Origin of the sequence: Fulvivirga imtechensis AK7 (assembly GCF_000331535.1) — a bacterium.
Lineage (GTDB): Bacteria > Bacteroidota > Bacteroidia > Cytophagales > Cyclobacteriaceae > Fulvivirga > Fulvivirga imtechensis.
In genome coordinates, this window is the sequence record NZ_AMZN01000024.1 from 42,511 (window position 1) to 66,885 (window position 24,375).

Sequence of the window (24,375 nt, forward strand, 5' to 3'; positions counted from 1 at the left end):
CAGGTGTCTAAACTACGATTAGCAGGAGCCACATTAAATCAAACGCCACTAGATTGGGAAAACAATGTTAAAAATATTATCGAAGCCATTAACAAGGCCAATGATAAACGTGTAGACGTACTCTGCCTGCCCGAGCTATGTATTACAGGATATGGCTGTGAAGATGTCTTCCTCAGCCAGTGGATCTACGAAAAATCGTTGAAACTCCTATTGGAGATTGTTCCGCTATGCCAGAGCATCACCGTTGCCATCGGACTCCCGATACAATTTAAGGGATATTTTTACAATGTCACCTGTGTAGTCAAAGACCAGAATATCCTGGGCATCTATGCAAAACAGAACATGGCCAGAGACGGTGTTCATTACGAGCCAAGGTGGTTTACTCCATGGAAATTAGGAGTGGTGGACACCATCGACATTGAAGGAAAAGAATATAAGATCGGTGATGTAATTTTCGATATTGATGGAGTAAAGACTGGTTTTGAGATCTGTGAAGATGCCTGGTGTAAAACACGCCCAGCTTGTCGGTTGTATGAGCAGAAGGTACAGTTGATCCTAAACCCAAGTGCAAGTCACTTTGCATTTGACAAAACGGTAGCACGGGAAAAGCTGGTGGTTGAAAGTAGCAAAAATTTTCACTGTACCTATGTATATGCCAACCTTTTGGGCAACGAAGCCGGAAGAATGATCTACGATGGGGAAATACTCATTGCCAGGTATGGCCAGTTGATACTACGTAATGATTGGCTGTCGTTTGATAATGTACAGTTACAATACGCAGATATTGACTTTAGTAAGGAAAATGAAAACTATCCTGCACCTGAAGAATTTGTCCGCGACAAAAACACCGAGTTTGTGAAAGCTTCATCTCTGGCATTATTCGACTACCTGAGAAAAAGCCGAAGCAAAGGCTTTGTTTTATCTCTAAGCGGAGGTGCTGATTCGTCCTCAATAGCCATATTGGTAGCTGAGATGGTGAAGCGTGCGGTAGATCACTTGGGAGTCGAGGTTTTTTTAGTGAAATCAGGATTAAATACGCTAGAAATACCTCCCTCGTCCGGCAAAGAAGAAGCGATTAAATTTATTGTTTCTCAACTCCTTACCTGTGCATATCAAGGTACGGTGAATAGTTCTGATGCCACATACCAGTCTGCGAAAAGCCTTGCCGAGAATATAGGCGCCACCTTCTATTCCTGGCAAATTGATGAAGAAGTAACTTCATATACCCGAAAGATCGAGAATATCCTTGCCCGTAAGCTGTCCTGGGAACGAGATGACATAGCTTTGCAAAATATCCAGGCAAGATCCAGGTCTCCTATTATCTGGATGCTGGCTAATATAAAAAACGCCTTGTTGCTTACTACTTCCAATAGAAGTGAGGCCGATGTGGGCTATGCCACTATGGACGGAGATACTAGCGGAAGCATAGCGCCTATTGCTGCTGTAGATAAATATTTCATCATCAACTGGCTAAAATGGGCCGAGACAAATTTAGGATACAAAAGTCTAAGCAAAGTCAATAACCTGCAGCCGAGCGCAGAGCTAAGACCTCTTACCTCAGAGCAGACTGACGAGGATGATTTGATGCCATACAAGGTCATTGTTGAAATAGAAAAATTGGCCATCCGTGACCATATGTCGCCCATTGAAGTTTTTAAAGAGCTAAGGAAACAGAAACTCGAAAGTGACGATTTGTTGAAGGTCCACATTTCCAAATTCTTCCGATTGTGGAGCCGAAACCAATGGAAACGCGAAAGGACCGCTCCTGCTTTCCACTTGGATGATTTCAATGTGGACCCCCGGACCTGGTGCAGATTTCCCATTTTGTCCAGTGGGTTTGAGGAGGAATTGAGGGAGCTGAAAAGCATTGGTTGTAGGAGCAGTTTATTCTGATATGTAATACGGATACACCTTCTTTGGAACTGATTTCTGAAATTTTCGTTAATTTAGGATATGGACACCATAATAATTAATATTATAAACCCTAAAGTCCGAAAGCTTCTTGAAGACTTAGAGGCTCTCAATCTGATTTCCATAGCTCGTGACGACAAAAGCTTCAAGGCCCTTGTGACAAAACTGAGAAATAAGGACAATCCGAAACCTACATTCGATGAAATAACAAAAGAAGTCGAAAAAGTGAGAGCCAAAGGCTATGGCAAAGAAGGTTAGGAGAATCATCATTGATACAAACATCTGGATCAGTTTTTTAATAACGAAAGATTTTTCACAGCTTGACAAGGATATATTCTCAGGTCGTTCCATTCTGATCATTAGCCAAAAGTTACTCGATGAGTTTTTAGAAGTTATTGGGCGCCCTAAATTCAAAAAGTATTTCACTAAGGATGATATAATTAGTGTATTGTCTTTTATAGATGATCATGCTGATTTTTTCCAGGTATCCAGTACGATTGATGTCTGTCGTGATAAAAAAGATAATTTTTTACTCTCACTTGCCGTAGATAGCCAAGCTGATTTTTAAATTACCGGTGATAATGATCTTTTGGATCTGAATGAGATCGGCAACACGAAAATCATAACAGTAAAAGATTACATCACTAATCATAGGTACCTTCCATTCCAAAACACCTTCCTTTAACACCAACTTTAATTGCCAATTATAACGAGATAGTTATATTTGTTGCATGTCAATCTTAAGCTATATCATCTGGAACACTGATCCGGAGTTTTTTACCATTCCAATACTCGATCGTCCTGTGCGTTATTACGGTTTGTTATTCGCTCTAGCCTTTCTTATCACACAACAGATCATGTTTTATATCTACCGCAAAGAGGGTAAGCCTGAGCGTGATGTAGAAACATTGACGATATATATGGTTATAGCCACCATACTGGGGGCGCGGTTGGGGCACGTGCTCTTTTATGAACCTGAAAAATATCTTGCTAACCCTATCGACATTCTGAAGATCTGGGAAGGCGGATTAGCCAGCCATGGGGCAGCATTCGGAATTCTTTTCGCACTTTGGGTATATGTTAATTATTATATAAAAATAAATCTAAACCCATTTTCAAAGCCAAAGAAACGGTTTGCGTTTAAAAAACATAAGAGGGAGCACCAGAGTTATCTCCAGGTTGTAGATCGCATTGTGATAGTGGTGGCGCTTGCCGGGTGTCTGATCCGATTGGGCAATTTCATGAATTCGGAGATATACGGAATTCCTACTCAGTCAGAATATGGGGTGGTTTTTGTAAACAATGCCACCGAAGCATTTGCCGGCTACTCCAGCCCTATTGATGAAATAGACTATAAAAAAGATGGAGGCCGTGCCCTTTCAGAGCAAGGCTATGTTCCCATTGAATTAGCAGTAAAATTCAAGAATGAGCCTGAAATACTAAATGAACAGAGCATAACTCAATACCTGACCGGTAAGTTTAAAAATGTTATCACAGACTACGCTTATGTGAGTGCCCATATTTACCACCCCGAAAACCAGGAGTTGGACTACAAGCTTTCTCAAAACCCGGATGGCAGCTATACCGCTATTGTAAAAGTATATGGCATTGCCAGGCATCCTACTCAGTTGTATGAGGCGGCTACATCGTTCCTGATTTTTGTTTTATTGTTATTACTATGGCTCAAGTATAAGAATGAAACACCTCAGGGGCTTTTACTTGGCTTATTTCTGATCCTGCTATTTGGTTTGCGCTTTGTACACGAACTTTTTAAGGAGAATCAAGTGGCCTTTGAAGATGAAATGACCTACAATATGGGGCAGATCCTGAGTATCCCGTTGATCATTGCCGGTGTATTGATCCTCTACAGAGCCATATCAAAAGGCAGGTATAAAGAAAAAGAGCAGAACAGTTAAATGTGTGGCACTTTCTTACACCATAAATGGTTATTTTGCCTAAGGTCTGTTTTATCAAATAACTATTTTTTATTTTAGGCCTATATTGGGACCATACCCTAAGCTGACAAATTGGTGTAGGAGAAACAATGCTGGCATTCCTGTTTTCATTTTTATTAACATTTCAAGGTTATTCACCCACAGCGGGAGAGTTGTACGCCTCTTCCTCTAACGATTCGGTCTTGTCTACCGTCATTGACTCTGTAAGGGGGCGATATATACAAATAGACAATATATTTATTATTGGCAACAAAGTAACCCGTGAAAACATCATTCTTAGGGAAATGAGTGTTACTAACGGTGAATTTTATTATGAAGAAGACCTTTCGGAAATATTAAAAATTGACAGGAGAAAGATCCTGAATACCCGCCTGTTCAACACAGTAGAAGTGACTACCTTGGAACTTTCTGAAAGTAAAGTAGATGTGGTGGTCAGGGTAACTGAAAGGTGGTATACTTTCCCATCGCCCATTTTTGATCTCGTAGATAGAAATTTCAACGATTGGTGGCAGAATCAGGGGCGTGACCTAAGCAGGGTCAATTATGGCATCAGACTGTACAGGAATAATATGCGTGGACGAAATGAAACGCTGAGGCTACAGATCCAACTCGGCTACACGAAGCAATTTGATATTGCTTACAAGATCCCTTATATCGATCGCGCTCAGAGACACGGATTATCAGTTGGATTTTTATATGCAGAAAATAAAAACATTGCCATCGAAACGGTGGAGCATAAGAGAAATTTTCTAGACTCTGAAAGCCTGCTCAGACTACAGCGGGTCTATCAGTTGGGCTACCAGTTCAGAAATTCATTTTATACCACACATAGCGTATTGTTGGGGTTTCATGATAACAAAATCAGTGACACCGTAGCCATTGCCAACCCCGAATATTATTTGGATGGGCAAACAACACAACGTTTTTTCAGCATTATCTATGAAGTTGACATCGATAAAAGAGACATCAATTCTTACCCTCTGCACGGACATAAAACCAATTTCTTCCTGCGGAAGTATGGCTTAGGCATATATGAAGATATTGATCAATTCGATGCAGGTATTAACCATGCACGATACCTGGACTTAAAGCGTAACTTCTACCTGGCCAACTATACATCGGTTTATGTTAGCGGGCCTGATGAACAGCCTTATGCCAATCGCAGAGGACTGGGCTATAGGAAAGATTTTATTCGGGGATATGAGCTTTATGTGGTGGAAGGGCAAACCTTCTATCTTAATCGTACCACATTTAAAAAACGACTTTTCGATACTAAAATGCGTCTGGGCTTAATGCCTATAGAAGAATTCAGGAACATGCCGCTGGCTATATACCTAAAAACTTATTTTGATGTAGGTTATGCTCAGAATTTTGATAATTATGGTGAAAACATCAGACTATCAGATAGATTTTTGTTTGGGACGGGCGCAGGTCTGGACATTGTCACTTATTACGACACGGTATTGCGTCTGGAATATTCCATCAACAGGGAAAAAGAAACGGGGTTCTTCCTTCATTTGAAGAAGGAGTTTTAATAACTCAATAGCCAACTTCCTGTTTTCTCCTTTTCCACCCATTCCCCATCTTTAAAACCCCCAGCATATTCCAAACGCCCTTTATCGGTATATAATTTCCCCTACCTCCTTACCGAGCTCATGCCACCCTTCCTGAACTGACATGCCGGTCTCATTGTAAACATTCCACTCACCATGCGGCCAGCCATTTTATAATATATCGCATGCTTGAGCCGGTACATTGACGTTTGCTTGGAGACTCGAAGCAGACCAATAGCATCGTAATCTTGATTAAGGATAAAAAATAAACCATTTTATTATGTTTCATTTAATTCTTTTTATAAATTGCCTACTTCATTGACTTTTAGATCAAATCTACTGTTGAAATACTTCTTTATCACAATTCTCTCCGCAATTACCATTCATTGCTTTTCTCAAAACGGCTTACAACAGATTGGTGCCCGGGCTGCAGGCATGGGCTATGCATCCACTACCACTGAAGACAGTTGGTCAATATTTAATAACCCGGGTGGACTGGGCAGTATCAACGATGCTACTGCTGTCTTTGCCTTTGAAAACAAATTTAACATAACCGGATTAAATAGTATGGCAGCCGGGGTGGTCAACTCATTTTCCATTGGAACTGTTGGCGTCTCAGCTTTTCGATTTGGTGACGACCTTTACAACGAACAAGCCGGCTCGCTTTCCTTCGGAAACAGATTCGGAATAGCGAGCTTGGGATTCAGAGCTAATTATTTACAATATAATATTGAAGGATTTGGAAGCAAAAGCTTATTGACCATTGATTTCGGAGGTATTGCGGAGATCACCAACCAACTATTTTTCGGAGCATACATCAGAAACATTAATCAGGCGCAAGTATCCGAACTGGCCGATGAACGGGTAGCCACCACCCTCAATGCGGGTCTTTCATACCGACCAATAGAAAAAGTGATGCTATGTGCAGAAGCAGAAAAAGATATAGACCATAAGGCCTTTTTCAGAGCGGGATTGGAATATCAATTCTTAAAAAAGCTAGCGGCACGCACAGGCATAAAAACCGCTCCTTTCACCAACTATTTTGGTCTTGGGTTTAAATTGAGCAAAGTAGAAATTGATTACTCCCTCTCAATGCACCCGGTACTTGGCCTCAGCCACCAGGCAGCTATAGCGTATCGGCTAAAAAGAACAGAATGAAATTCACGATCATACTCTCCTTGTGCCTTCTCCTTCACATCAGCCTACATGGTCAGCGCACTGCGGACTATACACATCTTCAGGACCTTGTAGATGATATTTATGCCATTCAGGACACGGATCTTAACTATGAAGAATTGTATGAATCGCTGCTATTGTATTACTCTTCACCCATAGATCTAAATTCGGTTTCGGCAGAAGAGCTGAAAGCGCTCTATATTTTATCCGATCAGCAGGTCAACAGTTTCATGAACTACAGACAACAATACGGCAAATTATTATCACTCTATGAACTTCAAGCCATTCCCACCTTTGATCTCAGCACTATTTATAAACTTACTCCATTTGTGCGTGTGGCAGAAAGTGGTATAAATACCCATAACCGTCCATTACTTAAAAGAATATGGCAAGAGCCGAACAACTATTTACTACTGCGCTACGAACGTACACTTGAGGATAAAAAGGGTTATCAAAAACATGAAGACCGGAGTTACTATAAAGGAAACCCGGACAAACTGTACACAAGGTTCAGAACAAGCCACATCAATGACTTTAGTATTGGAATAACTGCTGAAAAGGATGCGGGAGAAAGGCTAACTTATGATAAGAATAGCCATACTTATGGCGCTGACTTCTATAGTTTCCACTTTCAGTTGAAAAATAAAGGTGAGTTAAAAAACCTGGTAATTGGCGACTATCAAATTCAGTCGGGTCAAAGCCTTCTTTTAGCAGCAGGCTTCAACGTAGGTAAAGGAGCTGAAACCATTACTACCCTCAGGCGTGCAAATACAGGTATTCGTCCCTATTCATCCGTTGTAGAAGGCGGTTTCTTTAGGGGAGCGGCTGCAACAGTCGCATTGAACAGCAGGTTTCAGGTTACCTCTTATTACTCAAGGCTGCGGGAAGATGCCCGCCTTCAATCTGACACAGCCGTGTCCGGAGCTGATTTCATATCATCCATACATACAACGGGTTATCATCGTACAGAAACAGAATTGGCCGACAAAGATCAAATTGTGCAGCAAAGCTTTGGCGGAATTTTCCTATATACCAATGAGTCAGGTAACCTTCAGATAGGCGCCACCCTTATTGGTGACCACCTGAGCCGGCCCCTGATACGTCCCGACAAACCCTACAACCGCTTCAGGTTTGCCGGAACGGAAAATTATAATACAGGACTGTTCTACAGCTATGGGTGGAGAAATTTTAGCTTTTTTGGAGAAATGGCAAGATCAAAAAGTGGTGGCATTGGTGCTGTTACAGGATTTGTATCCAGTCTGACTCCAAAACTGGAAGCTGCTGTACTCATTCGCAGCTACGACAGAGATTTTCATAGCTTGCATGGAGCTGCATTTGCCGAGTCTGCAGGGCAAAACCAAAACGAAATGGGCTGGTATTGGGGAATAAAATATAAGCCATCAAGGAAATACTCCTTTACAGCATACTTTGATCAGTTCAAGTTTCCGTGGCTTAAATATCGCGTAGATGCGCCATCAGCGGGTTATGAGTACTTAATGAGAGCAAATTATACTCCCAAACGATCTGTTTTGCTTTACGCCCAATATCGTGGTGAATCGAAAGGGATCAACCCGGCCAGTGAGGATCAGTTACAAGTGAGGACCCCATTCAATGGTCTTAAACGTAGCTATCTTGCGAACCTGAGGCTTCTGGCCGATAAAAAAATATCATTACAATCAAGGGTACAGTGGAGCAGTTATGATTTCCTTGAGCAAAGAACACATGGATTCCTTATCCTTCAGGATCTTAACCTGGACCTGAAAAGGTTGAGGATAAGCACTCGTTTTGCACTTTTTGACACTGATAATTATGAAAACAAACAGTATGCTTATGAGCGAGATGTGTTATATGCATTTTCACTACCACCTTATTCCGGAAGAGGAACTCGACAATACCTCTTACTGCAGTATAGAGTAACTGCTCACATAGATGTATGGGCTAAATACGCCAGAACACACTACAGGGATAGAGAAACCATAGGCACAGGCCTTGAGGAAATTGCCGGAAGTGTTAAAACAGACGTAAAGCTCCAAGCCAGGATCAGGTTCTAAAGAATTTTTCTCACAGACTATTTGTATAGTGAAGTAGTGTTTGTAAAATAACAAAAGTAAATATTAAGCTAAAGAACGATAGATATGCATGCAGTAGATATGATCGACTCCTCGGTATTATTGGCCATTGTAGTGGGTGCCATTTTGTTTGTAGTTATTTTCACTGCCATATTCAGAAAAAGGCGCTAGAATTATATAAACTTGGAACACTCTGTTACCTTTGCTATTTAGTGTCTCTAAGAAAACGCCAATGTCTGCGCTAGCTCGTTCCAAAAATGCTTACGTACCCCAGTACACTCCGCTTTTTGGCACTTCACAAGCCTTGACCTGAACGTTTTCTTAAAGCCACTTAGAGTTTTCTTACAACCATTATTTAAATTAGTATTACAAAAAATTGAACAATGAACGTTAAGGGTAAAATATTAGAAATTTCAGACACGCAGCAGGTGTCAAACAGTTTTAAGAAAAGAGAATTTGTACTGGAGTATGCAGAAAACCCTCAATATCCTGAGTATTTAAAGTTTGAATTGATCCAGGATAAATGTTCTGTTTTAGATAGTTATAAGGCAAATGACGAAGTGGATGTATACTTTAACCTGAAGGGAAGAAAATGGACCGACCCCAAAGGCGAAGTAAAATATTTCAACTCGCTCCAGGCCTGGAAAATTGAAGGAGCCGGCAATGCCCAATCTGCACCACCACCTTCAACAGATAATGGTATGGATCAAATGGAAGAACCAGGATGGGTCAGCGAAGGCGATGATGATCTGCCTTTTTAAATCTGGCACACCGACTAACTAACTACAATGGTTCGTGTCCCCACGAACCATTTTTTTAATTTTCTCAATTACAACACCAAAGCCGTAGTATCCTTCAGCACAGACATGGCAAAAGAACTCTGCACCGTAGCAATATTCTTGATCACCGAAAGCTTCTTCACGGCAAACTCCTGGTAGGCATTCATATCTTTCACCACTACCTTTAGCATATAATCATACTCCCCGGCCAGGTGGTAGCACTCCAGCACTTCCGGGATCTTTACTGTCTGCTCTTCAAACAACTTCAGGTTATCAAGCGTATGTTTCTCCAGCTTTACCATACAAATGGCAATCAGCTCCCGCTCTACTTTATTGTTGTCCAACAGGGTCACGTACTTCCTGATTATTCCGGTTTTTTCAAGTCTTTTAATACGCTCATATACAGGGGTGACCGTTAGCCCAAGCTCTGCTGCCAGCTCCTTATGTTTCATCTTGGCATCATGCTGTAGCAGGTTCAGGAGCTTAAAGTCGATCTTATCCAGTTTTAAAAAAGATAAATGTTCCATAACGACATGTTGTTAAGACACAATTTAGACAAAAAACAATGCATTAACATTAAAAATAGTAAAATTTTCTATAGATATGGATATTAATAGAACAAATAACTAATATCGATAAAACGCTAAACAAAACAATTAAAGTAATGAAACTCTCACCTGAAAGCCTGATGATGTCATACGGTTACAAACCCGAGCTATCAGTAGGCGCTATAAAATGTCCGATATTCCAAACCTCCACATTTGTTTTCAAAAGTGCGGAGGAAGGAAAGCATTTCTTTGAGGTAGCCTATGGACTGAAAGAGAAACAGCCGGACGAAGAACTGGGGTTGATCTACAGCCGATTAAACAATCCCGATCTGGAAATACTGGAAGACCGGTTAACACTTTGGGATAAAGCCGAAGATGCCGCAGTTTTTGAAAGCGGCATGTCTGCCATTAGTACTACATTGCTGGAATTCCTGAAACCGGAAGACCTGATCTTGTATACAACTCCTGTTTATGGTGGTACGGATCACTTTATCTCGAAAATACTGCCCTCTTATGGTATCCACACATTGGGTATCACCCCTTATGACACCAAAGAAGAAGTATTGAAACAACTAAAACAACATAAATACGGAGACAATCTGGCCTTTATTTACCTGGAGACTCCGGCCAATCCTACAAACGCCCTGGTTGACATTGGTATGTTTAGAGAAATAGCCGATGAATGCCGTGAAAATGGAAAAGAGATCTATATTGGAGTAGATAATACATACATGGGTCCCATATGGCAGCATCCGTTGGAACATGGTGCTGACTTAGTACTTTATTCCGCAACTAAATATATTGGGGGACATAGTGATGTTATTGCGGGTGCATGCCTGGGGTCAAAAGAACTGATAGGAAGGGTAAAGGTGCTTCGCACTTTTCTCGGCTGCATGGCTGGCCCCTGGACAGGGTGGCTATTGATGCGAAGCCTGGAGACTTTAAAAGTTCGCATGGAACAACAGGCATTTAACGCTGCCAAGGTAGCTGACTTCTTAAACAACCATCCCCTGGTGGAAAAGGTGTATTATCTCGGTAATCTCGGCCCTGAACATGGCAGGCAATACGACATCTACAAAAAGCAATGCAAAAGTGATGGCGCCATGGTTTCTTTTGACATAAAAGGAGGAGAAAAGGAAGCTTTTAAATTTCTGAATAGTATGAAGCTGATCAAGCTGGCAGTAAGCCTGGGCAGTACGGAAAGCCTTGCGGAACACCCCGCCAGCATGACCCACTCAGATGTAGAGCCTGAACTTCGTGAGAGAATGTCTATTACAGACAAAATGATACGTCTGTCCGTTGGCGTGGAAAACTATAAAGACATCATCTGGGATATCGAACAGGCATTGGAGCAGGTAGATGCTTTGGTAGTCCGCTAAGTGTCTTACCTACTCCCACTGAATTTATCCCCGGCCTATAATCAGACCGGGGATAAATTTAAACTGTAATAATGGGCTCATTTTCCTGCACAAAACATTACCTTCCTTACACACCTGATTTTAATTTTTCCAAAAGCTTTGAATGTTTGGGTTGTACTTCTATCTTAAATTTTTATTCGTTTATAGTTACCTGACGATTTAAAGAAGTATCACTTCAAAAGCTTTTTAGAAAATTATGAAAATAGTATTGTTCATCACCTGCCTGTTATTTTTTTCAGGGGTCAACGAAAAAAACAGAACCATAGAGTACAATGGCCAGGCTGTTAAAACCACATTTGATGTGCCACAAACATTTTATGGTACTTATTCGGGTAATAAAAAAGGATATCTCACCCTCAAAGCGGATGGAACTGGCACTTATAACTACGATGTTTTTGGCTTTGCCCCTGACGGCTGTAAAAAAGGCATTATTGAAATCGAATGGGGATTCCTGCTGGATGACAATAATAAAATTGTGAGTTTCGAGAGGGAATACGGACGCTCTTATCCAATTCTTATGGAAAGTACCAGCCCGACTTCTTTTCAGGGATGTCGCAAGCGGGTGATGTTGGATTTCATTATGGAGTATAAGAATGGCAAGTTGGGTGTATCTTCTTCGGATGATTGGATGAAGGAGTAATGTCAATATTACTTAATGGTACTTGGGGGCACGTACCATGGGAAGGAGTACGTGGGTTAGGTAGCAATGGGTGGTAGGTGGTACGTGAGGACACGTACCACGGGAAGGGGTAGCAATGGGTGGTACGTGAGGACACGTACCATGGGAAGGTGAGTGGTACGTGTGGACACGTACCATGGGTAAGAAAAAAACATAGCCTGTTTACTACGCTTTTTTTAATGTTATCAATGTTATTTCGGGAGGCATGCCTATTCTGCCGGGGTAACCTATATAGCCAAAGCCTCTGTTTACGTACAGATGTTGCTTTCCTTCAGTGTACATACCAGCCCATTGCTTGTATGCATATTGCGAAGGGCTCCATTTGAAATCACCGATCTCAATACCGAACTGGAAGCCGTGTGTATGCCCGGCAAACATCAGATCAATATCCGGGTAGTTTGGCCTCACCTGGGCATCCCAGTGGCTCGGGTCATGCGACAACAGAAGCTTAACCGGGGCTTCTTCAGTACCCTTATATGCTTCGTCCATCTTACCGTATTTAGGAAACCTTCCGGTACCCCAGTTTTCTATTCCCAGCACTGCTATTTGCTCTCCATCCACTTTTAACATTCTGTTTTCGTTCATCAGCAGATCGTATCCCATTAACCTGTGAGCCTCCTTCAGGTCCACAAAATTTTGATTTTTGGCCTGTACAGATGGCCATGAGCGATATTCGCCATAATCATGATTACCGGTCGTGGAGTAAACTCCAAGCGGAGCATTGACTTTCTTAAAGATATCAATATACTCCTTCACCTCTTCCGTCTCATTGTTCACGAGATCTCCGGTAAAAAACACTACATCAGGCTTTTCCTTCATCAGCATCTCCACTCCGCCTTTTACAGCAGTCTTATTAAAAAAACTGCCTGAATGGATGTCGGAGAGTTGGCCTATCTGAATGCCATCAAATGCCTTAGGTAAATTTGGTAAGTAAATCGTCTTTCTTCTTATTCGATAATCGTGAGCCCCGGAAATAATACCCCAACTCATCGACAGCAAAGGCACTGTACCGGCTATAATAGCAGTTTTCACTAAAAAATCTGATCTTGAAATCCCCTTACCTACCTCGGAGGACGGCTGTGGATTTTGAAATAAAGATGCGATCCATTTTCCAAGTCGGATCAGGTCATCGGCAAAAAGAAAGAGTATGGCAAAGACTTTTGAGAAATAATTAATAAAAATGCCTGTGAAAATAAGGCTTCTGGACTGTCCTCTGAACCACTCCGGGTCACCGAAATTGTAAAGAAGAATAACACCAAAGGTAATAGCTGTTATTCCCCAATAGGTATACTTTACGCTGTTGCGTAAAACGGCAGAGCTACCCTTAGTGAGAAGACCAATGCCCTGATACACATACCAATCTACAAATACCAACACTGCGAGCAGTGCCAAAATCACTAATATTTTATTCATACCAGTCTAAAAACCCCGGAAACGTCATAAACGTTCCGGGGAATTACATGAGAAAAAAATCCCAATCAACTTACTCCTAATTTCCTATTGATCTTAGCAAAGAATTGATACATGATCGGCACAATTACAAGTGTCAGGAATGTGGCAAACGTAAGACCGAAAATGATTGTCCAGGACATAGGTCCCCAGAACACAACGTTGTCTCCTCCAAGATAAAAGTCTGAATCGTAGCTGGAGAAAAACTTTATAAAGTCGAAGTTAATCCCAACAGCTAGTGGAATCAGGCCAAGAATGGTAGTGATTGCTGTTAGCAACACTGGTCTGAGCCTGGTTTTTCCGGCTTCGGCTATCGCTTCATTAACATGTTTAAAGTCCAACTTCTCCACACCAAATTGAGCCTGCTTTCTACCCCTGATCAACTCAATGAAATCGATCAGTACTATGGCATTATTTACCACAACTCCTGCCAGCGAAATAATACCGATCATCGTCATGATAACCACAAACTCCATATTGAAGACAAAGAGTCCCAGGATAACACCTACTGTACTTAACACCACCGAAGACATGATGATAAACGGTGTGGTAATTTTGTTAAACTGAGCCACAATGATCAGAAATATAATAAAGATTGCCAGGATCAAAGCCTGCTGCAGGAAAGCCATTTCCTCAGCCTGCTTCTCCTGCTCCCCTCCAAACTTGTAGCTGTAACCTACCGGCATTTCAAAATCCTGAAGTAATTCCTTAATATCCTCATTTATGGCAGTGGGGTTGTACCCTCCTATTACGTTGGAGTACAATGTTATTACCCTGTCCAGGTCCTTCCTTTTCACAGAACCAAAGGTAGTGCTATATTCAACATCTGCAACTGCGGACACAGGGATCTGGATCATTTTACCGGTTACCTGATTTCGGAAGGTAACCTGCTTATTTCTCAAAGCTTCCAGATCATACCTGTACTCATCCTGAAGCCTCAGTTGTATTTCGTAGTCATCTTCTCCCTGCTTAAATTTGGATATTTCCTTCCCAAAAAGTGAGGTCCTTATTTCACTTGCGATCATATTGGTAGAAAGACCAAACCTCCTGGCTTTTTCTCTGTCAATATTGACCAGTAGCTCAGGCTTGCCTGTCTCAAGATCAGTTTGCAAGTTTTCGATACCGGCAATGCCCGCCTCATTGATGTAATTTCTCATCCTATCTACAAGATCAATCAGCGTAGCTAAATCTTCACCGGAAACTTCAACACTGACCGGCTTACCCACAGGGGGCCCCGCAGCGTCTTTATCAACCGATATCGATACACCAGGATATCCCTTGATGGCACTTCTGATCTTTTCCATTACCTCAGTAGTATTGATACCGTTGCGATCTTTGAATTCTACGAAATTTACAGTAATACGCGCTTTGTTAGGCGTATCAGTCTGTCCGAAAGAAGACGGGTCATTCGGATCGGCAGTATCCTGTCCTACTTTTGCAATCATCGATTCTACTATCTCATTGTAAGGTTCTATCACCTGGAGCACTTTTTGCTCGATCTGCATTGAAAATTCATTGGTCTTTTCAATATCAGTACCAATAGGAAATTCGATAAAGACATTCACATACTTCGGCATATTCTCCGGAAAGAACAGCACTTTCGGAGGCCTGACTGTATTTAAGAATATAGAAAGGAACAGCAACAGTATCGTGCCCCAAAAGAACAACCAGGGCCTGTACCCGTGTAAGGCAAAAGTCAATGTCCTGGAATATATATCCTCCAGCCATGGAAGAAATGACCTTTGGAACTTGCGGCTTGCAGGCATCAGCACGTACACATTTAATAAGATGAGCAACCCAAAGAACACCGACAGGTTACCAAAAGCAATCCAGCCCATAAAAATAAATAGTATACCAACAATCACAAATAGTCCAGCGTTCCTTAGAATTTTTCTGTGATCCACATGCTCCTTATTTTCTATGCGCATAAAGGCAGAAATAAGCACTGGGTTGATCACGAGCGCCACGAACAGGGAAGATGCAAGGGTGATGATCACACCTATGGGTAAATATTTCATAAACTCGCCCATCAATCCCGGCCATAGTGCAAGAGGTAAAAATGCCGCCAAGGTGGTGGCTGTTGATGTGATGATAGGCCATGCTACCTCTCCAACACCTAACTTTGTAGCCTCCCAACGGTCATATCCCTGCTCCATCAGACGGTATACGTTCTCCACGATCACAATACCGTTATCCACTAACATACCCAGCGCCAGAATCAGCGAAAACAGGATCATCATATTGATAGTTATTCCCAGCGCACTGAGTATCATAAAGCTGATGAACATAGACACCGGTATGGCAATACCCACGAATAATGCGTTGCGTGTACCCAGAAAGAACAGTAGTACGAGCACCACCAGAATTACACCGGATATGATGTTATTTTCAAGGCTGTTCACCAGATCTCTGGTCATTTGGCTCTGATCATTAGTAATGGCTATTTCAAGTCCCGGAGGAAAACGCTCTTTCATCTGCTCCAACACCTTATTGATCTTTTCTGTAGCTATAAGCAGGTTTTCACCGCTGCCCTTAATTACATCGACCGACACCACCGGCTTCATGGCCAATCTCGCATAGCTTTGTCTTTCTTTGTACCCAAAATCGATAGTGGCAATATCTCCAAGATATACTATACTATTGTTTTCGTATTTCACCACTACATCAAGCATATCCTGAGGGTCTTTAAATTCACCTACCACACGAATGGTTCTCCTCACATCTCCTTCTTTGATGTTGCCCCCTGAAAAGGTAATATTCTCTGCGCGGATGGCATTTTCAATATCTTCAAAGCTGACCTTCCTGGCTTCCATAAGATATGGATTAGCCATTATCTTCACCTCTTTATCATCTACACCTCGTATTTCCACTGATGATATTTCCCTGATCTTTTCCAGTTCATCCTGCAGGTCCTCAGCAATATTCTCCAACTCCTCCAGACTGTAGTTCCCCGACAGGTTAATGTTCATGATTGGCATCTCAGAAAAATCCATTTCAAAAACATTCGGATCCTTGTCCAGGTCTGAGGGCAATTCTGCTTTTGCTTTGTCTACAGCGTCCTTCACTTTTCGAAGAGCCTCCTCTATCTCCATGTCAGGTTGGAATTCTACGATGATCGTTGAATAATCCTGCACGGATGTAGATTTTATATTATCAATTTCCGAAATATCGTTAATCTCTTTTTCCAAAGGCCTGGTAATGAGGTTTTCAATATCCACAGGTGAATTACCCGGGTATGAAGTGCCCACGTATACCATAGGCTGCTCCACCTCAGGATAACTATCCTTTGGCAAATTGATATACGAACTGATCCCCATCACCACAATTAAGAATAACAGAAAGAAAACAGTATTTCTATTCTTTAGCGAAAACGTGGTGAGGCCGAAGGCCTTATCGTTATGCTTTTCGTTCTCTGGGTTTTCGTTTGCCTTGTTTATGTTGTTGTTATCTGACATCCTCAAGTCTGGTTAAATTTGTTTTTATAAATGGGCAGTTTCAGTAGTTCTTTCCACCGGCTTAATAAGCACGCCATCGCTCAGGTTGCGATAGCCGGCAGTTACCACCAGATCGCTGTTGTTCAACCCTTGTTTTATTTCAGTCATACCATCCTGGCTCTCACCTATCTCCACCCTGGTCTTTCTTGCCACCGTAGTACCGTCTTTTTTGGTAGCAGTGTATAAAAATTTACCGTCTTTGTCCGACAAGATCACCTCTGAAGGCACCACGATAGCGTCCTCCACCGTATAGTCTACCAGGCGGAGTATTACAACCTGATTGGGCTTCACTGGGAAGTCCAGCTTAGGCAGTTGTACTTCCACAGAAAAGGTTCGGTTGTCGGGATTTACCACCTGACCAACAGAGGAAACCTTAGAGGTCACAGTTTTATCCTGTACAGGGAAATAAAGTTCAACCAAATCACCTGTTTTGAAATCTCCGACATATCGCTCAGAAACATCAGCGTCTATATAGAGTGAGCCTGGGTTTACCAACCTGATAAGAGGCATACCTGGCTGAGCCAATTCCCCCTCACGAGCGGGGATCTTATCCACAGTGCCTGAAAACGGAGCTTTTATCACGGACTGATCCAACTGAGAGTAAGCAGTGGCCAGGCTTCTTTCGAGTGCCTCTTTTTTATTCTTAGCCTCTAAATACTGGATCTCGGTGCCAATATTTTTCTCCCATAGATTAGCTTGCCTCTTATAGACAGCTTCTGCCAGCTCCAGTGAAGTTTTTAGTTCTTCAATATTGTTCCTTATAATACTCGCATCCAGAGTAGCCAATGTCTGCCCTGCCTGTACTGCCTGACCTTCTGTAACTCTTATAGATTGTATCTTACCTCCTGTTTCAGAAGAAAGCATCACATTCCTTTTGGATTCGACACTACCTCTGATATCGATCTTATGCTTAAACTCCCTTACCTCAGCAGGCTTGGTATTTACCAAAACTGCATTTCTAGCTACCTGATTCTGATAGGCGGTGTCTTCCTTTGCGATCTCCTTCTTCAGGTCCTCAATTTTGGACTGGAGTTCCTTTACCTCCTTTTTGTATTGCGAGAGCTTTTCCTTTTTCGATTCGAGCTCGTTTTTCTCGCCACACGAAGCTAAAATCGTGATAAAGGCGATGGCGTAGATAACTTTATTTCTCATTATACCTATATTTTCAAGTTAGTGATTTACTTATTTTTTAGCTGCCCGTAAGCTTTATCAAGCTCTACCTTAGCCACAAGCGCCTCGTAAAGCGCATTGTAATAGTTTGTTTGTGATTCTTTGTAGTCAGTATCAGCTTCTACTACCTCAAGGTTTGAGCCTACACCCTCCTGATACTTTATTTTTGTTACATTATATATTTCCTCTGCCAAATCCATATTTTCCCTCTGGGCGCGCATTTGCTCCATCGCATTTACCATATTCACTTTTGCCTGCTTAATTTCCAGGTCTATTGAATTTTCCAGTTGCTCAAATGTTTGCTCTATCTGCCTGATCTGGATCTTATTCTTCTGTATACGATTGCTCTTCAGCAAACCATCAAAAACAGGAATATTGAGAGACAGGCCCGTTGTTCCATAGTTAAGCCATCTGTTCGATTTGAACAGTTGGTCAGACTGGCTGGTCTGTGTATTATAACCATAATTAAAATTTGCATACAATGTTGGGATATACTGCACCTTATTATTTTTTAAGTCCAGGTTAGCCAGCGCCATATTGGTCTGAAGCTGGGAATACTCAATTCTTTCGTTATAGCTGAAGTCTTCATCAATTGAGGGATCCGAGAAAGCAACCTCTTCCAGTTTGTCTGTCAGCGTAATTTCTTCAGAAACATGCATCCCCATTTGAAATTGAAGCAGGTCTTCACTCAATTCCAATAGCTTGGCAGTATTATCAACCTGAACTTTCAAATTGTTATGCTGTACCTTAAGTCTGCTCACATCAATTTTTTCAGCAAAGCCATTATCGTACATTACTTTGGTATCATTCAGCAGGGTATCCAACCTTGCCAGATTGGCACGAAGCAATTCATACCTTTCCTCTGTAACCAGTGCATTATAATATGCCTTAGATACAGCCTCAATCACATCAATTTCTGTTTTGATATACTCCTTTGTAGAAAGCTCTTTATAAGTCTTAGCCGCTTCCAACCCCACGAAAAAAGATCCGTCAAAAATCAGTTGGCTTAGCTTCAAACCAACATTACCGTCATACTTTTGCTGAAAGGAAAATTCCACTTCGCGTCCTTCCGGGGCATTAGGATCAAGCATACGAGCAGGCAGTAAAGATTTTTGGGGTTCAAAATTATAGTTAACACCTGCCTCAATATTTACTTGTGGCAAACCTCTACTTAAAGTTTCTCCTACCTGAGTTTCTGCTATTTCCTTATCATAGGCCTTATTGATCAGGTTTTGATTATTCTTCAAAGCATAATCAATACATTCCTGTAGAGTGTAGCCTCCGGCAGCATCCTCCTGTGCTTTTATCTGGCCAACAAACAATGTAAATACTAGAATTAAGCTTACTGCGTACTTCATTAGATACTGTTTTGATTGATAGTTTTTTCCTTTTCTAAATATTTCATGTAAAGCATTTTGCCCTTCTCTGTCACCACACCATGCACGAAATGGTCAAAGAGCTTCATTTGCGTGTCTTTCAGATCAAACCTGTCGGCAGGGAATATTTGTTTATCAAATACCAGTTGCACCTGCTCCACCCTCAGAGTAGCCAAAAATTCCGGGTCTATTTCTTTTCTGAAATACCCCTCCTTAATGCCACGCTTCAGGTTATTGACGATCTGATTTTTGATATGTTCATTTTTGAACTGCAACCACACATTCCAGGCGTTAGGATGATATTTCTGCAGGTCGAACAACAACGATGGATTCATATCTTTAAAGTCCTTGCGCATGCATGTGCAAACCTTTGACAGTTCTTCCACTGCATCATGTGAACATTCAAAAATCTCATCGTATTCCTTCCGCTCCCGCTTAAGGTGTGCCTGCACTGCCATTGTCACTATCTCATCTTTATCTTTAAAGTACTGATAGATCGTTTTTTTTGAAATCGACAATTGTCGGGCAATGTCATCCATAGACACACTTCGCACCCCATACCTTGTAAATAGCTCCACAGCCCCGGCTATTATTCTGTCTTTTATTTCCACTTTTTCATTCCTTGTTTTTATGAAGCCACAAAACTATGGAAACTTTTTGAATGTTCAAAGTTTCCTCAGTTCCCAAGGTTTGAACGAGTGTCTCTGAAAAAAGTTGACTTCTGCCAAACTTTTTTTTATTTTTCTCTACTCACCTCTGATTTTTCCTCATTATGATTTGCGGAAGGATCGTGTTGGTGCCATTTGCAGGCGAATTTTTGCTTTAACTTTTCTCTTTCCTCAGGGGTCATGTGAGCCATTTTGGCTTTCCAGTCAGCCTGCCATCCCGGGCCACAATGACCTCCCCTGCGAGGTCTGAACCCACCGAATAGTAGCTTAAATAATAGAAACAGTCCGAGCGCCTGCCAGAAATTAATATGAGGTCCGTTAAAAAGATCTGGTATCAGCCAATTCCAAACTACCATCACCACTGCACCGAATACGGCCACCATCACAAGTGCCGCCAAAATGCACAACACGATTCTTTTTGTATTGAAATGTCTCATTATCTTCAAATTTCGTCATAAAGTGTCTCTAACTTCTTTCGTAGCGCCAGCACAGCATACCGTTTTCTGGAAATCAGTGTATTTACCGGTATATTATACTGCTCAGACAGCTCTTTAAAGCTCCTATCCTCTAATTCATGCTGAATAAAGATATCACGCTGGTCTGCAGGTAATTCGCCTAAAGCAGCAGTCACCGCCTCCCAAATGATGTCGCGAAAATGCATGTCTTCGGGAGTCTGCCCCAGGTCTGGAAGTATATCACTGAGCATCAATGGTTCTTCGCCATCATCTGCTGCCTGAACAAAAGACATTTGATTGGACCTCACCTTCTGCTTGCGATACGAATCAACAATTTTATTACGCGCCACTCTGAAAAGCCATGCAGTGGCCTTCTCGATCGAACCAATAGTATCATAAGCATCGACAAACTGGAAGAACACATCCTGCAATATATCCTCGGCATCTTCCGTATTATTTACCCGCGTACGGATAAAATTAAGAAGTCGTCCTTTTTCCCGCTTTATGGTTTCTTCCTGCCTTTCTGCCATGGATAAAGTTAATGATATAGTTGCTTCGTGTGTCATCGCCTTCCTTGTAGTCGGATGACCGATGAAAATATTTTTAGAAAGTGAAAATATTCTTTTGGCATCTGCCAAAAATCTATTTTGTTTTACGTTAGTTGTATATCAAACTCATTATTTCATAACCGTGACATCGACAGGCCATATAGATTTTCATGATCATACCATCCACTATTACAAGTTTGGGTATGGGGCAAAGGTTATGCTTGCCTTTCATGGCTTTGGCCAAAAAGGCTCGGACTTCCGGCCATTGACTGATGTTTTGGCAAATGAATATACGGTATATTGCTTTGACCTGTTTTATCATGGCCGTAGCTATTGGAATAATAAAGACGAAGCTATGACCAAGAATTTTTGGGCTGACTTCATCAATTACTTTATTGAGCAGCATAATATCAGCACATTTTCATTATGTGGGTTTAGCCTTGGTGGAAAATTTGCGCTTTCTACCCTGGAATCTTTTCCTGAAAAGACGGAAAAGCTTATACTATTGGCACCTGACGGTATAAAAACAAGCATGTGGTATAGCCTGGCTACCTACCCCGTTGCCTTTAAAGGCTATTTCAAGAGTATGATAGTGAAACCTCATCGTTTCTTTAACCTTCTAAACACAATTAACAAAACGGGATGGTTAGAAAAAGGTATTTCTAAATTTGCCGCTACCCAAATGAATACAACCAAAAAGAGAAGGAGAGTTTATTTTGCCTGGGTAGTTTTCAAAGAGTTGAAATTTAAATTGCATAAACTGGGAAAGCTGATCAATGATCATGGTATAGAGGTAACAATGTACCTGGGCACATATGATAAGATCATCACCGAAAAAGGTATGCAAAAACTTCTTAAACATTTAAATGATTATAAGTTACACGTGATCAAAAGCGGTCATAACCAATTAATTGAAAATACTGCGCGACATATCACCAGAAATAAAGCTTGATATTTTCATATTTTTATTAATATTGAGGTACGTTCAGTTAACCTCAAAATGTTTAATAAATTTTGAATACCAGAGTAAGAAACAAACTTATCCAGCTTGCAAGAATGGACGAATCGCCCATTTCCTATCGCAGGCTTATCAACACCACCGATCTTGGTCTGAACCTGGATATTAAACATGAAAAACAGCTTTTAGGCACCATACTGGATGAGGTATCAACAGAAGAACATCAGGCTGGCAGACCACTTTTAAGTGTACTGGTGCAAAGCAAGAAAAACGGGCAAGGTGATAGGTTCTACAAACTATGTGAGCAGTTGGGGTACGGTGACTGGAAGGATTTGAAGAATGATGAAAGCTTTACCGAGGAGCATATTAGGAAATGCCGGGAGTTTTGGCAGGACGAGGATAATTATAAGAAGTATTTTTGAGGATATGATCTTAGCATACTCATCGGTTGCACATATCTACATGCCTCCCCAATAGCTAAAACTACCAAAGTATTTCTTCTGTTTTACAGTTATAACGCAAAATATATTTAGCAAAAATTCATATATTTGTAAAATATATTTAATGTTATGCCCAAGAAAGAATTTATCTTACGGACCACCGCAAAACGTATTTTATCGGAATTTGGAGAAAACATTAAGTTAGCTCGCCTGCGTAGAAAACTGAGTGCGGAACAAGTAGCCGAAAGAGCTAACATTAGCCGACCAACTTTAACTTCTATCGAGAAGGGCTCTCCTTCAGTCAGTCTCGGACACTACTTAATGGTACTACATGTATTGGGACTAGAGAAGGATCTATTATTTGTAGCAAAGGACGATGAATTAGGAAGGAAATTGCAGGATGCCAACCTGACAACAAAGGAACGAGCTCCCAAAAGAGATTAGGGTATGAGTAATGCAAATAAAAAACGAGACATCTTAGTATATGCAGATTGGCATGGCATAGACAGACCCAGGCCAATGGGCATGCTAAGTGTCCTTTATTCCCGTGGAAAGGAAGTTTTTTCTTTTGAATATAATAAAGACTGGTTGCAATCAGGACACGCCCAATTGATTGATCCTGATTTACAACTTTACAGAGGGCAGCAATATCTAAGTGATGAGCGCAAGCAGAATTTCAGCATCTTCCTTGATTCGTCTCCCGACCGTTGGGGGTGTGTCCTCATGTTAAGAAGAGAGGCAGCCATGGCACGAAAAGAAGGGCGTCCAAAGAATACTCTTTTTGAGACAGATTACCTGCTTGGAGTATACGATGCCCACAGAATGGGCGGACTGCGGTTTAAGATAACCCCCGATGGTCCTTTTTTAAACGATAATAAGGAAATGGCAACCCCTCCCTGGACATCGATACGAGAACTGGAGCAGATCAGTTTGAGACTGGAAGATGATGATGTTATTGATGACCCTGAGTATATTAAATGGCTAAATATGCTAATAGCTCCAGGCTCATCGCTGGGAGGAGCACGACCTAAGGCGAGCGTGTTGGATGAGAACCAACATTTGTGTATTGCAAAATTTCCCAGCAAAAATGATCAAACTGACATCGGAGCATGGGAAATGGTAGCGCACGAATTGGCTATCGCAGCACGCATAAATATGGCACAAGCACAGGCAAAAAAGTTTTCAAGTAATAACCACACTTTTATAACCAAACGCTTCGACAGGGCAATTGGTGAAGCACGAATACATTTCGCGTCAGCAATGACTTTGCTTGGCTACACTGATGGGCAAGACCATCATGATGGTTTAAGTTATTTGGAGTTGGCTGAATTTATAAGCACACAGGGAGCGCAGGTAAACAAGGATCTTGAAGAACTATGGAGAAGAATTGTATTCAGCATTTGTATCTCTAACACGGATGACCACCTTCGAAACCATGGCTTTATCTTATCATCCAAAGGGTGGGTTTTATCTCCAGCATATGATATCAACCCAATTGAAACAGGTTTGGGCCTCAGATTGAACATCTCCGAAGATGAAAATACTCTCGATATTGGCTTAGCAATGGAAGTCCTTCCCTTCTTCCGGTTAACTTTGAAAAAAGCTAATCAAATTATTAAAGAAGTCAAAACATCTGTGCAAAACTGGAGAGAGATCGCCGGTAAATACAGCATTTCAAAGGTCGAGCAAGAAATAAAGTCACGAGCCTTTCAACAAGCAGAAGGTTAAT

At 41.5% G+C, this 24,375-nt stretch carries 22 protein-coding genes; 14 read left to right on the forward strand and 8 right to left on the reverse strand.

The genetic code is table 11. The annotated features are described in order from the left end of the window. Positions 1-3: 3 nt before the first annotated feature. The 8 genes from nadE to C900_RS07265 all read left to right on the forward strand — a co-directional run bounded on the left by nadE (position 4) and on the right by C900_RS07265 (position 9,425). Positions 4-1,893 carry an NAD(+) synthase gene (nadE, locus tag C900_RS07230; RefSeq protein ID WP_040496021.1) on the forward strand — a complete coding sequence of 630 codons (1,890 nt, stop codon included), beginning with the start codon at positions 4-6 and terminating at the stop codon, positions 1,891-1,893. 60 nt (positions 1,894-1,953) lie between these two features. Further along, a complete protein-coding gene (locus C900_RS07235) occupies positions 1,954-2,169 on the forward strand; it encodes a hypothetical protein (protein WP_009579058.1) in 216 nt (71 codons plus the stop codon). Beyond that, complete coding sequence (locus tag C900_RS07240) at positions 2,153-2,479, forward strand: putative toxin-antitoxin system toxin component, PIN family (RefSeq protein ID WP_009579059.1); 327 nt, start codon at positions 2,153-2,155, stop codon at positions 2,477-2,479. The genes C900_RS07235 and C900_RS07240 overlap by 17 nt, the downstream gene beginning before the upstream one ends. Positions 2,480-2,642: 163 nt before the next feature. Further along, on the forward strand, positions 2,643-3,827 hold the full coding sequence (locus C900_RS07245; RefSeq protein ID WP_040496023.1) for a prolipoprotein diacylglyceryl transferase: 1,185 nt from the start codon (positions 2,643-2,645) through the stop codon (positions 3,825-3,827). A gap of 128 nt (positions 3,828-3,955) precedes the next feature. After that, on the forward strand, positions 3,956-5,401 hold the full coding sequence (locus tag C900_RS07250) for a POTRA domain-containing protein (RefSeq protein ID WP_009579062.1): 1,446 nt from the start codon (positions 3,956-3,958) through the stop codon (positions 5,399-5,401). Between the two features lie 336 nt (positions 5,402-5,737). Further along, entirely contained in the window at positions 5,738-6,577 is an 840-nt protein-coding gene (locus C900_RS07255; protein ID WP_157493931.1) for a PorV/PorQ family protein, read from the forward strand. Then, entirely contained in the window at positions 6,574-8,646 is a 2,073-nt protein-coding gene (locus tag C900_RS07260; RefSeq protein ID WP_009579065.1) for a ComEA family DNA-binding protein, read from the forward strand. Before C900_RS07255 ends, C900_RS07260 begins: the two co-directional genes overlap by 4 nt. Positions 8,647-9,047: 401 nt before the next feature. Next, positions 9,048-9,425: a DUF3127 domain-containing protein gene (locus tag C900_RS07265; RefSeq protein WP_009579066.1), complete on the forward strand. Its 378-nt coding sequence runs from the start codon at positions 9,048-9,050 to the stop codon at positions 9,423-9,425. A gap of 68 nt (positions 9,426-9,493) precedes the next feature. On the opposite strand, the gene C900_RS07270 is transcribed toward C900_RS07265, so the two are convergent. After that, positions 9,494-9,970, reverse strand: a complete 477-nt coding sequence (locus tag C900_RS07270) for an Lrp/AsnC family transcriptional regulator (RefSeq protein ID WP_009579067.1) — start codon at positions 9,968-9,970, stop codon at positions 9,494-9,496. A gap of 137 nt (positions 9,971-10,107) precedes the next feature. Here C900_RS07270 and C900_RS07275 point away from each other — a divergent pair, with 137 nt between their 5' ends. Next, positions 10,108-11,370 carry a cystathionine gamma-synthase family protein gene (locus C900_RS07275; RefSeq protein ID WP_009579068.1) on the forward strand — a complete coding sequence of 421 codons (1,263 nt, stop codon included), beginning with the start codon at positions 10,108-10,110 and terminating at the stop codon, positions 11,368-11,370. 235 nt (positions 11,371-11,605) lie between these two features. Beyond that, on the forward strand, positions 11,606-12,049 hold the full coding sequence (locus C900_RS07280; RefSeq protein ID WP_009579069.1) for a hypothetical protein: 444 nt from the start codon (positions 11,606-11,608) through the stop codon (positions 12,047-12,049). Positions 12,050-12,253: 204 nt separating this feature from the next. On the opposite strand, the gene C900_RS07285 is transcribed toward C900_RS07280, so the two are convergent. The 7 genes from C900_RS07285 to C900_RS07315 all read right to left on the reverse strand — a co-directional run bounded on the left by C900_RS07285 (position 12,254) and on the right by C900_RS07315 (position 21,230). Next, positions 12,254-13,501: a metallophosphoesterase gene (locus C900_RS07285; protein WP_009579070.1), complete on the reverse strand. Its 1,248-nt coding sequence runs from the start codon at positions 13,499-13,501 to the stop codon at positions 12,254-12,256. A 65-nt stretch (positions 13,502-13,566) separates the two neighbouring features. Continuing rightward, on the reverse strand, positions 13,567-16,992 hold the full coding sequence (locus C900_RS07290; RefSeq protein ID WP_009579071.1) for an efflux RND transporter permease subunit: 3,426 nt from the start codon (positions 16,990-16,992) through the stop codon (positions 13,567-13,569). Positions 16,993-17,016: 24 nt separating this feature from the next. Further along, a complete protein-coding gene (locus tag C900_RS07295) occupies positions 17,017-18,183 on the reverse strand; it encodes an efflux RND transporter periplasmic adaptor subunit (RefSeq protein WP_009579072.1) in 1,167 nt (388 codons plus the stop codon). 26 nt (positions 18,184-18,209) lie between these two features. Further along, positions 18,210-19,559 carry a TolC family protein gene (locus C900_RS07300; RefSeq protein ID WP_009579073.1) on the reverse strand — a complete coding sequence of 450 codons (1,350 nt, stop codon included), beginning with the start codon at positions 19,557-19,559 and terminating at the stop codon, positions 18,210-18,212. Next, entirely contained in the window at positions 19,559-20,188 is a 630-nt protein-coding gene (locus tag C900_RS07305) for a TetR/AcrR family transcriptional regulator (RefSeq protein WP_009579074.1), read from the reverse strand. The genes C900_RS07300 and C900_RS07305 overlap by 1 nt, the downstream gene beginning before the upstream one ends. A 125-nt stretch (positions 20,189-20,313) precedes the next feature. Then, positions 20,314-20,682 carry a hypothetical protein gene (locus tag C900_RS07310; protein ID WP_009579075.1) on the reverse strand — a complete coding sequence of 123 codons (369 nt, stop codon included), beginning with the start codon at positions 20,680-20,682 and terminating at the stop codon, positions 20,314-20,316. A gap of 5 nt (positions 20,683-20,687) precedes the next feature. Next, positions 20,688-21,230, reverse strand: coding sequence for an RNA polymerase sigma factor (locus tag C900_RS07315; RefSeq protein WP_009579076.1), 543 nt, complete (start codon positions 21,228-21,230; stop codon positions 20,688-20,690). Positions 21,231-21,291: 61 nt separating this feature from the next. Between C900_RS07315 and C900_RS07320 the strand changes: the two genes are divergently transcribed. From C900_RS07320 to C900_RS07335, 4 genes are all read left to right on the forward strand, one after another. Continuing rightward, entirely contained in the window at positions 21,292-22,200 is a 909-nt protein-coding gene (locus tag C900_RS07320) for an alpha/beta fold hydrolase (protein WP_157493932.1), read from the forward strand. A 62-nt stretch (positions 22,201-22,262) separates the two neighbouring features. Then, positions 22,263-22,628: a hypothetical protein gene (locus tag C900_RS07325; RefSeq protein WP_040496024.1), complete on the forward strand. Its 366-nt coding sequence runs from the start codon at positions 22,263-22,265 to the stop codon at positions 22,626-22,628. A gap of 147 nt (positions 22,629-22,775) precedes the next feature. Then, the gene (locus C900_RS07330) at positions 22,776-23,090 is read left to right on the forward strand and encodes a helix-turn-helix domain-containing protein (protein WP_040496026.1); all 315 of its coding nucleotides are present in this window, start codon (positions 22,776-22,778) and stop codon (positions 23,088-23,090) included. Between the two features lie 3 nt (positions 23,091-23,093). Continuing rightward, positions 23,094-24,374, forward strand: a complete 1,281-nt coding sequence (locus C900_RS07335; protein WP_040496028.1) for a type II toxin-antitoxin system HipA family toxin — start codon at positions 23,094-23,096, stop codon at positions 24,372-24,374. Position 24,375: the final 1 nt, after the last annotated feature.

What these genes read in the sequence shown, in the direction of transcription:
- C900_RS07270 (WP_009579067.1), bottom strand. Translation starts at nt 9,970, where the DNA reads ATGGAACATTTATCTTTTTTAAAACTGGATAAGATCGACTTTAAGCTC.
- C900_RS07280 (WP_009579069.1), top strand. Translation starts at nt 11,606, where the DNA reads ATGAAAATAGTATTGTTCATCACCTGCCTGTTATTTTTTTCAGGGGTC.
- C900_RS07315 (WP_009579076.1), bottom strand. Translation starts at nt 21,230, where the DNA reads ATGGCAGAAAGGCAGGAAGAAACCATAAAGCGGGAAAAAGGACGACTT.
- C900_RS07330 (WP_040496026.1), top strand. Translation starts at nt 22,776, where the DNA reads ATGCCCAAGAAAGAATTTATCTTACGGACCACCGCAAAACGTATTTTA.
- C900_RS07310 (WP_009579075.1), bottom strand. Translation starts at nt 20,682, where the DNA reads ATGAGACATTTCAATACAAAAAGAATCGTGTTGTGCATTTTGGCGGCA.
- C900_RS07265 (WP_009579066.1), top strand. Translation starts at nt 9,048, where the DNA reads ATGAACGTTAAGGGTAAAATATTAGAAATTTCAGACACGCAGCAGGTG.
- C900_RS07275 (WP_009579068.1), top strand. Translation starts at nt 10,108, where the DNA reads ATGAAACTCTCACCTGAAAGCCTGATGATGTCATACGGTTACAAACCC.
- C900_RS07245 (WP_040496023.1), top strand. Translation starts at nt 2,643, where the DNA reads ATGTCAATCTTAAGCTATATCATCTGGAACACTGATCCGGAGTTTTTT.
- C900_RS07335 (WP_040496028.1), top strand. Translation starts at nt 23,094, where the DNA reads ATGAGTAATGCAAATAAAAAACGAGACATCTTAGTATATGCAGATTGG.
- C900_RS07290 (WP_009579071.1), bottom strand. Translation starts at nt 16,992, where the DNA reads ATGTCAGATAACAACAACATAAACAAGGCAAACGAAAACCCAGAGAAC.
- C900_RS07250 (WP_009579062.1), top strand. Translation starts at nt 3,956, where the DNA reads ATGCTGGCATTCCTGTTTTCATTTTTATTAACATTTCAAGGTTATTCA.
- C900_RS07295 (WP_009579072.1), bottom strand. Translation starts at nt 18,183, where the DNA reads ATGAGAAATAAAGTTATCTACGCCATCGCCTTTATCACGATTTTAGCT.
- C900_RS07240 (WP_009579059.1), top strand. Translation starts at nt 2,153, where the DNA reads ATGGCAAAGAAGGTTAGGAGAATCATCATTGATACAAACATCTGGATC.
- C900_RS07235 (WP_009579058.1), top strand. Translation starts at nt 1,954, where the DNA reads ATGGACACCATAATAATTAATATTATAAACCCTAAAGTCCGAAAGCTT.
- C900_RS07320 (WP_157493932.1), top strand. Translation starts at nt 21,292, where the DNA reads ATGAAAATATTTTTAGAAAGTGAAAATATTCTTTTGGCATCTGCCAAA.
- C900_RS07300 (WP_009579073.1), bottom strand. Translation starts at nt 19,559, where the DNA reads ATGAAGTACGCAGTAAGCTTAATTCTAGTATTTACATTGTTTGTTGGC.
- C900_RS07285 (WP_009579070.1), bottom strand. Translation starts at nt 13,501, where the DNA reads ATGAATAAAATATTAGTGATTTTGGCACTGCTCGCAGTGTTGGTATTT.
- C900_RS07260 (WP_009579065.1), top strand. Translation starts at nt 6,574, where the DNA reads ATGAAATTCACGATCATACTCTCCTTGTGCCTTCTCCTTCACATCAGC.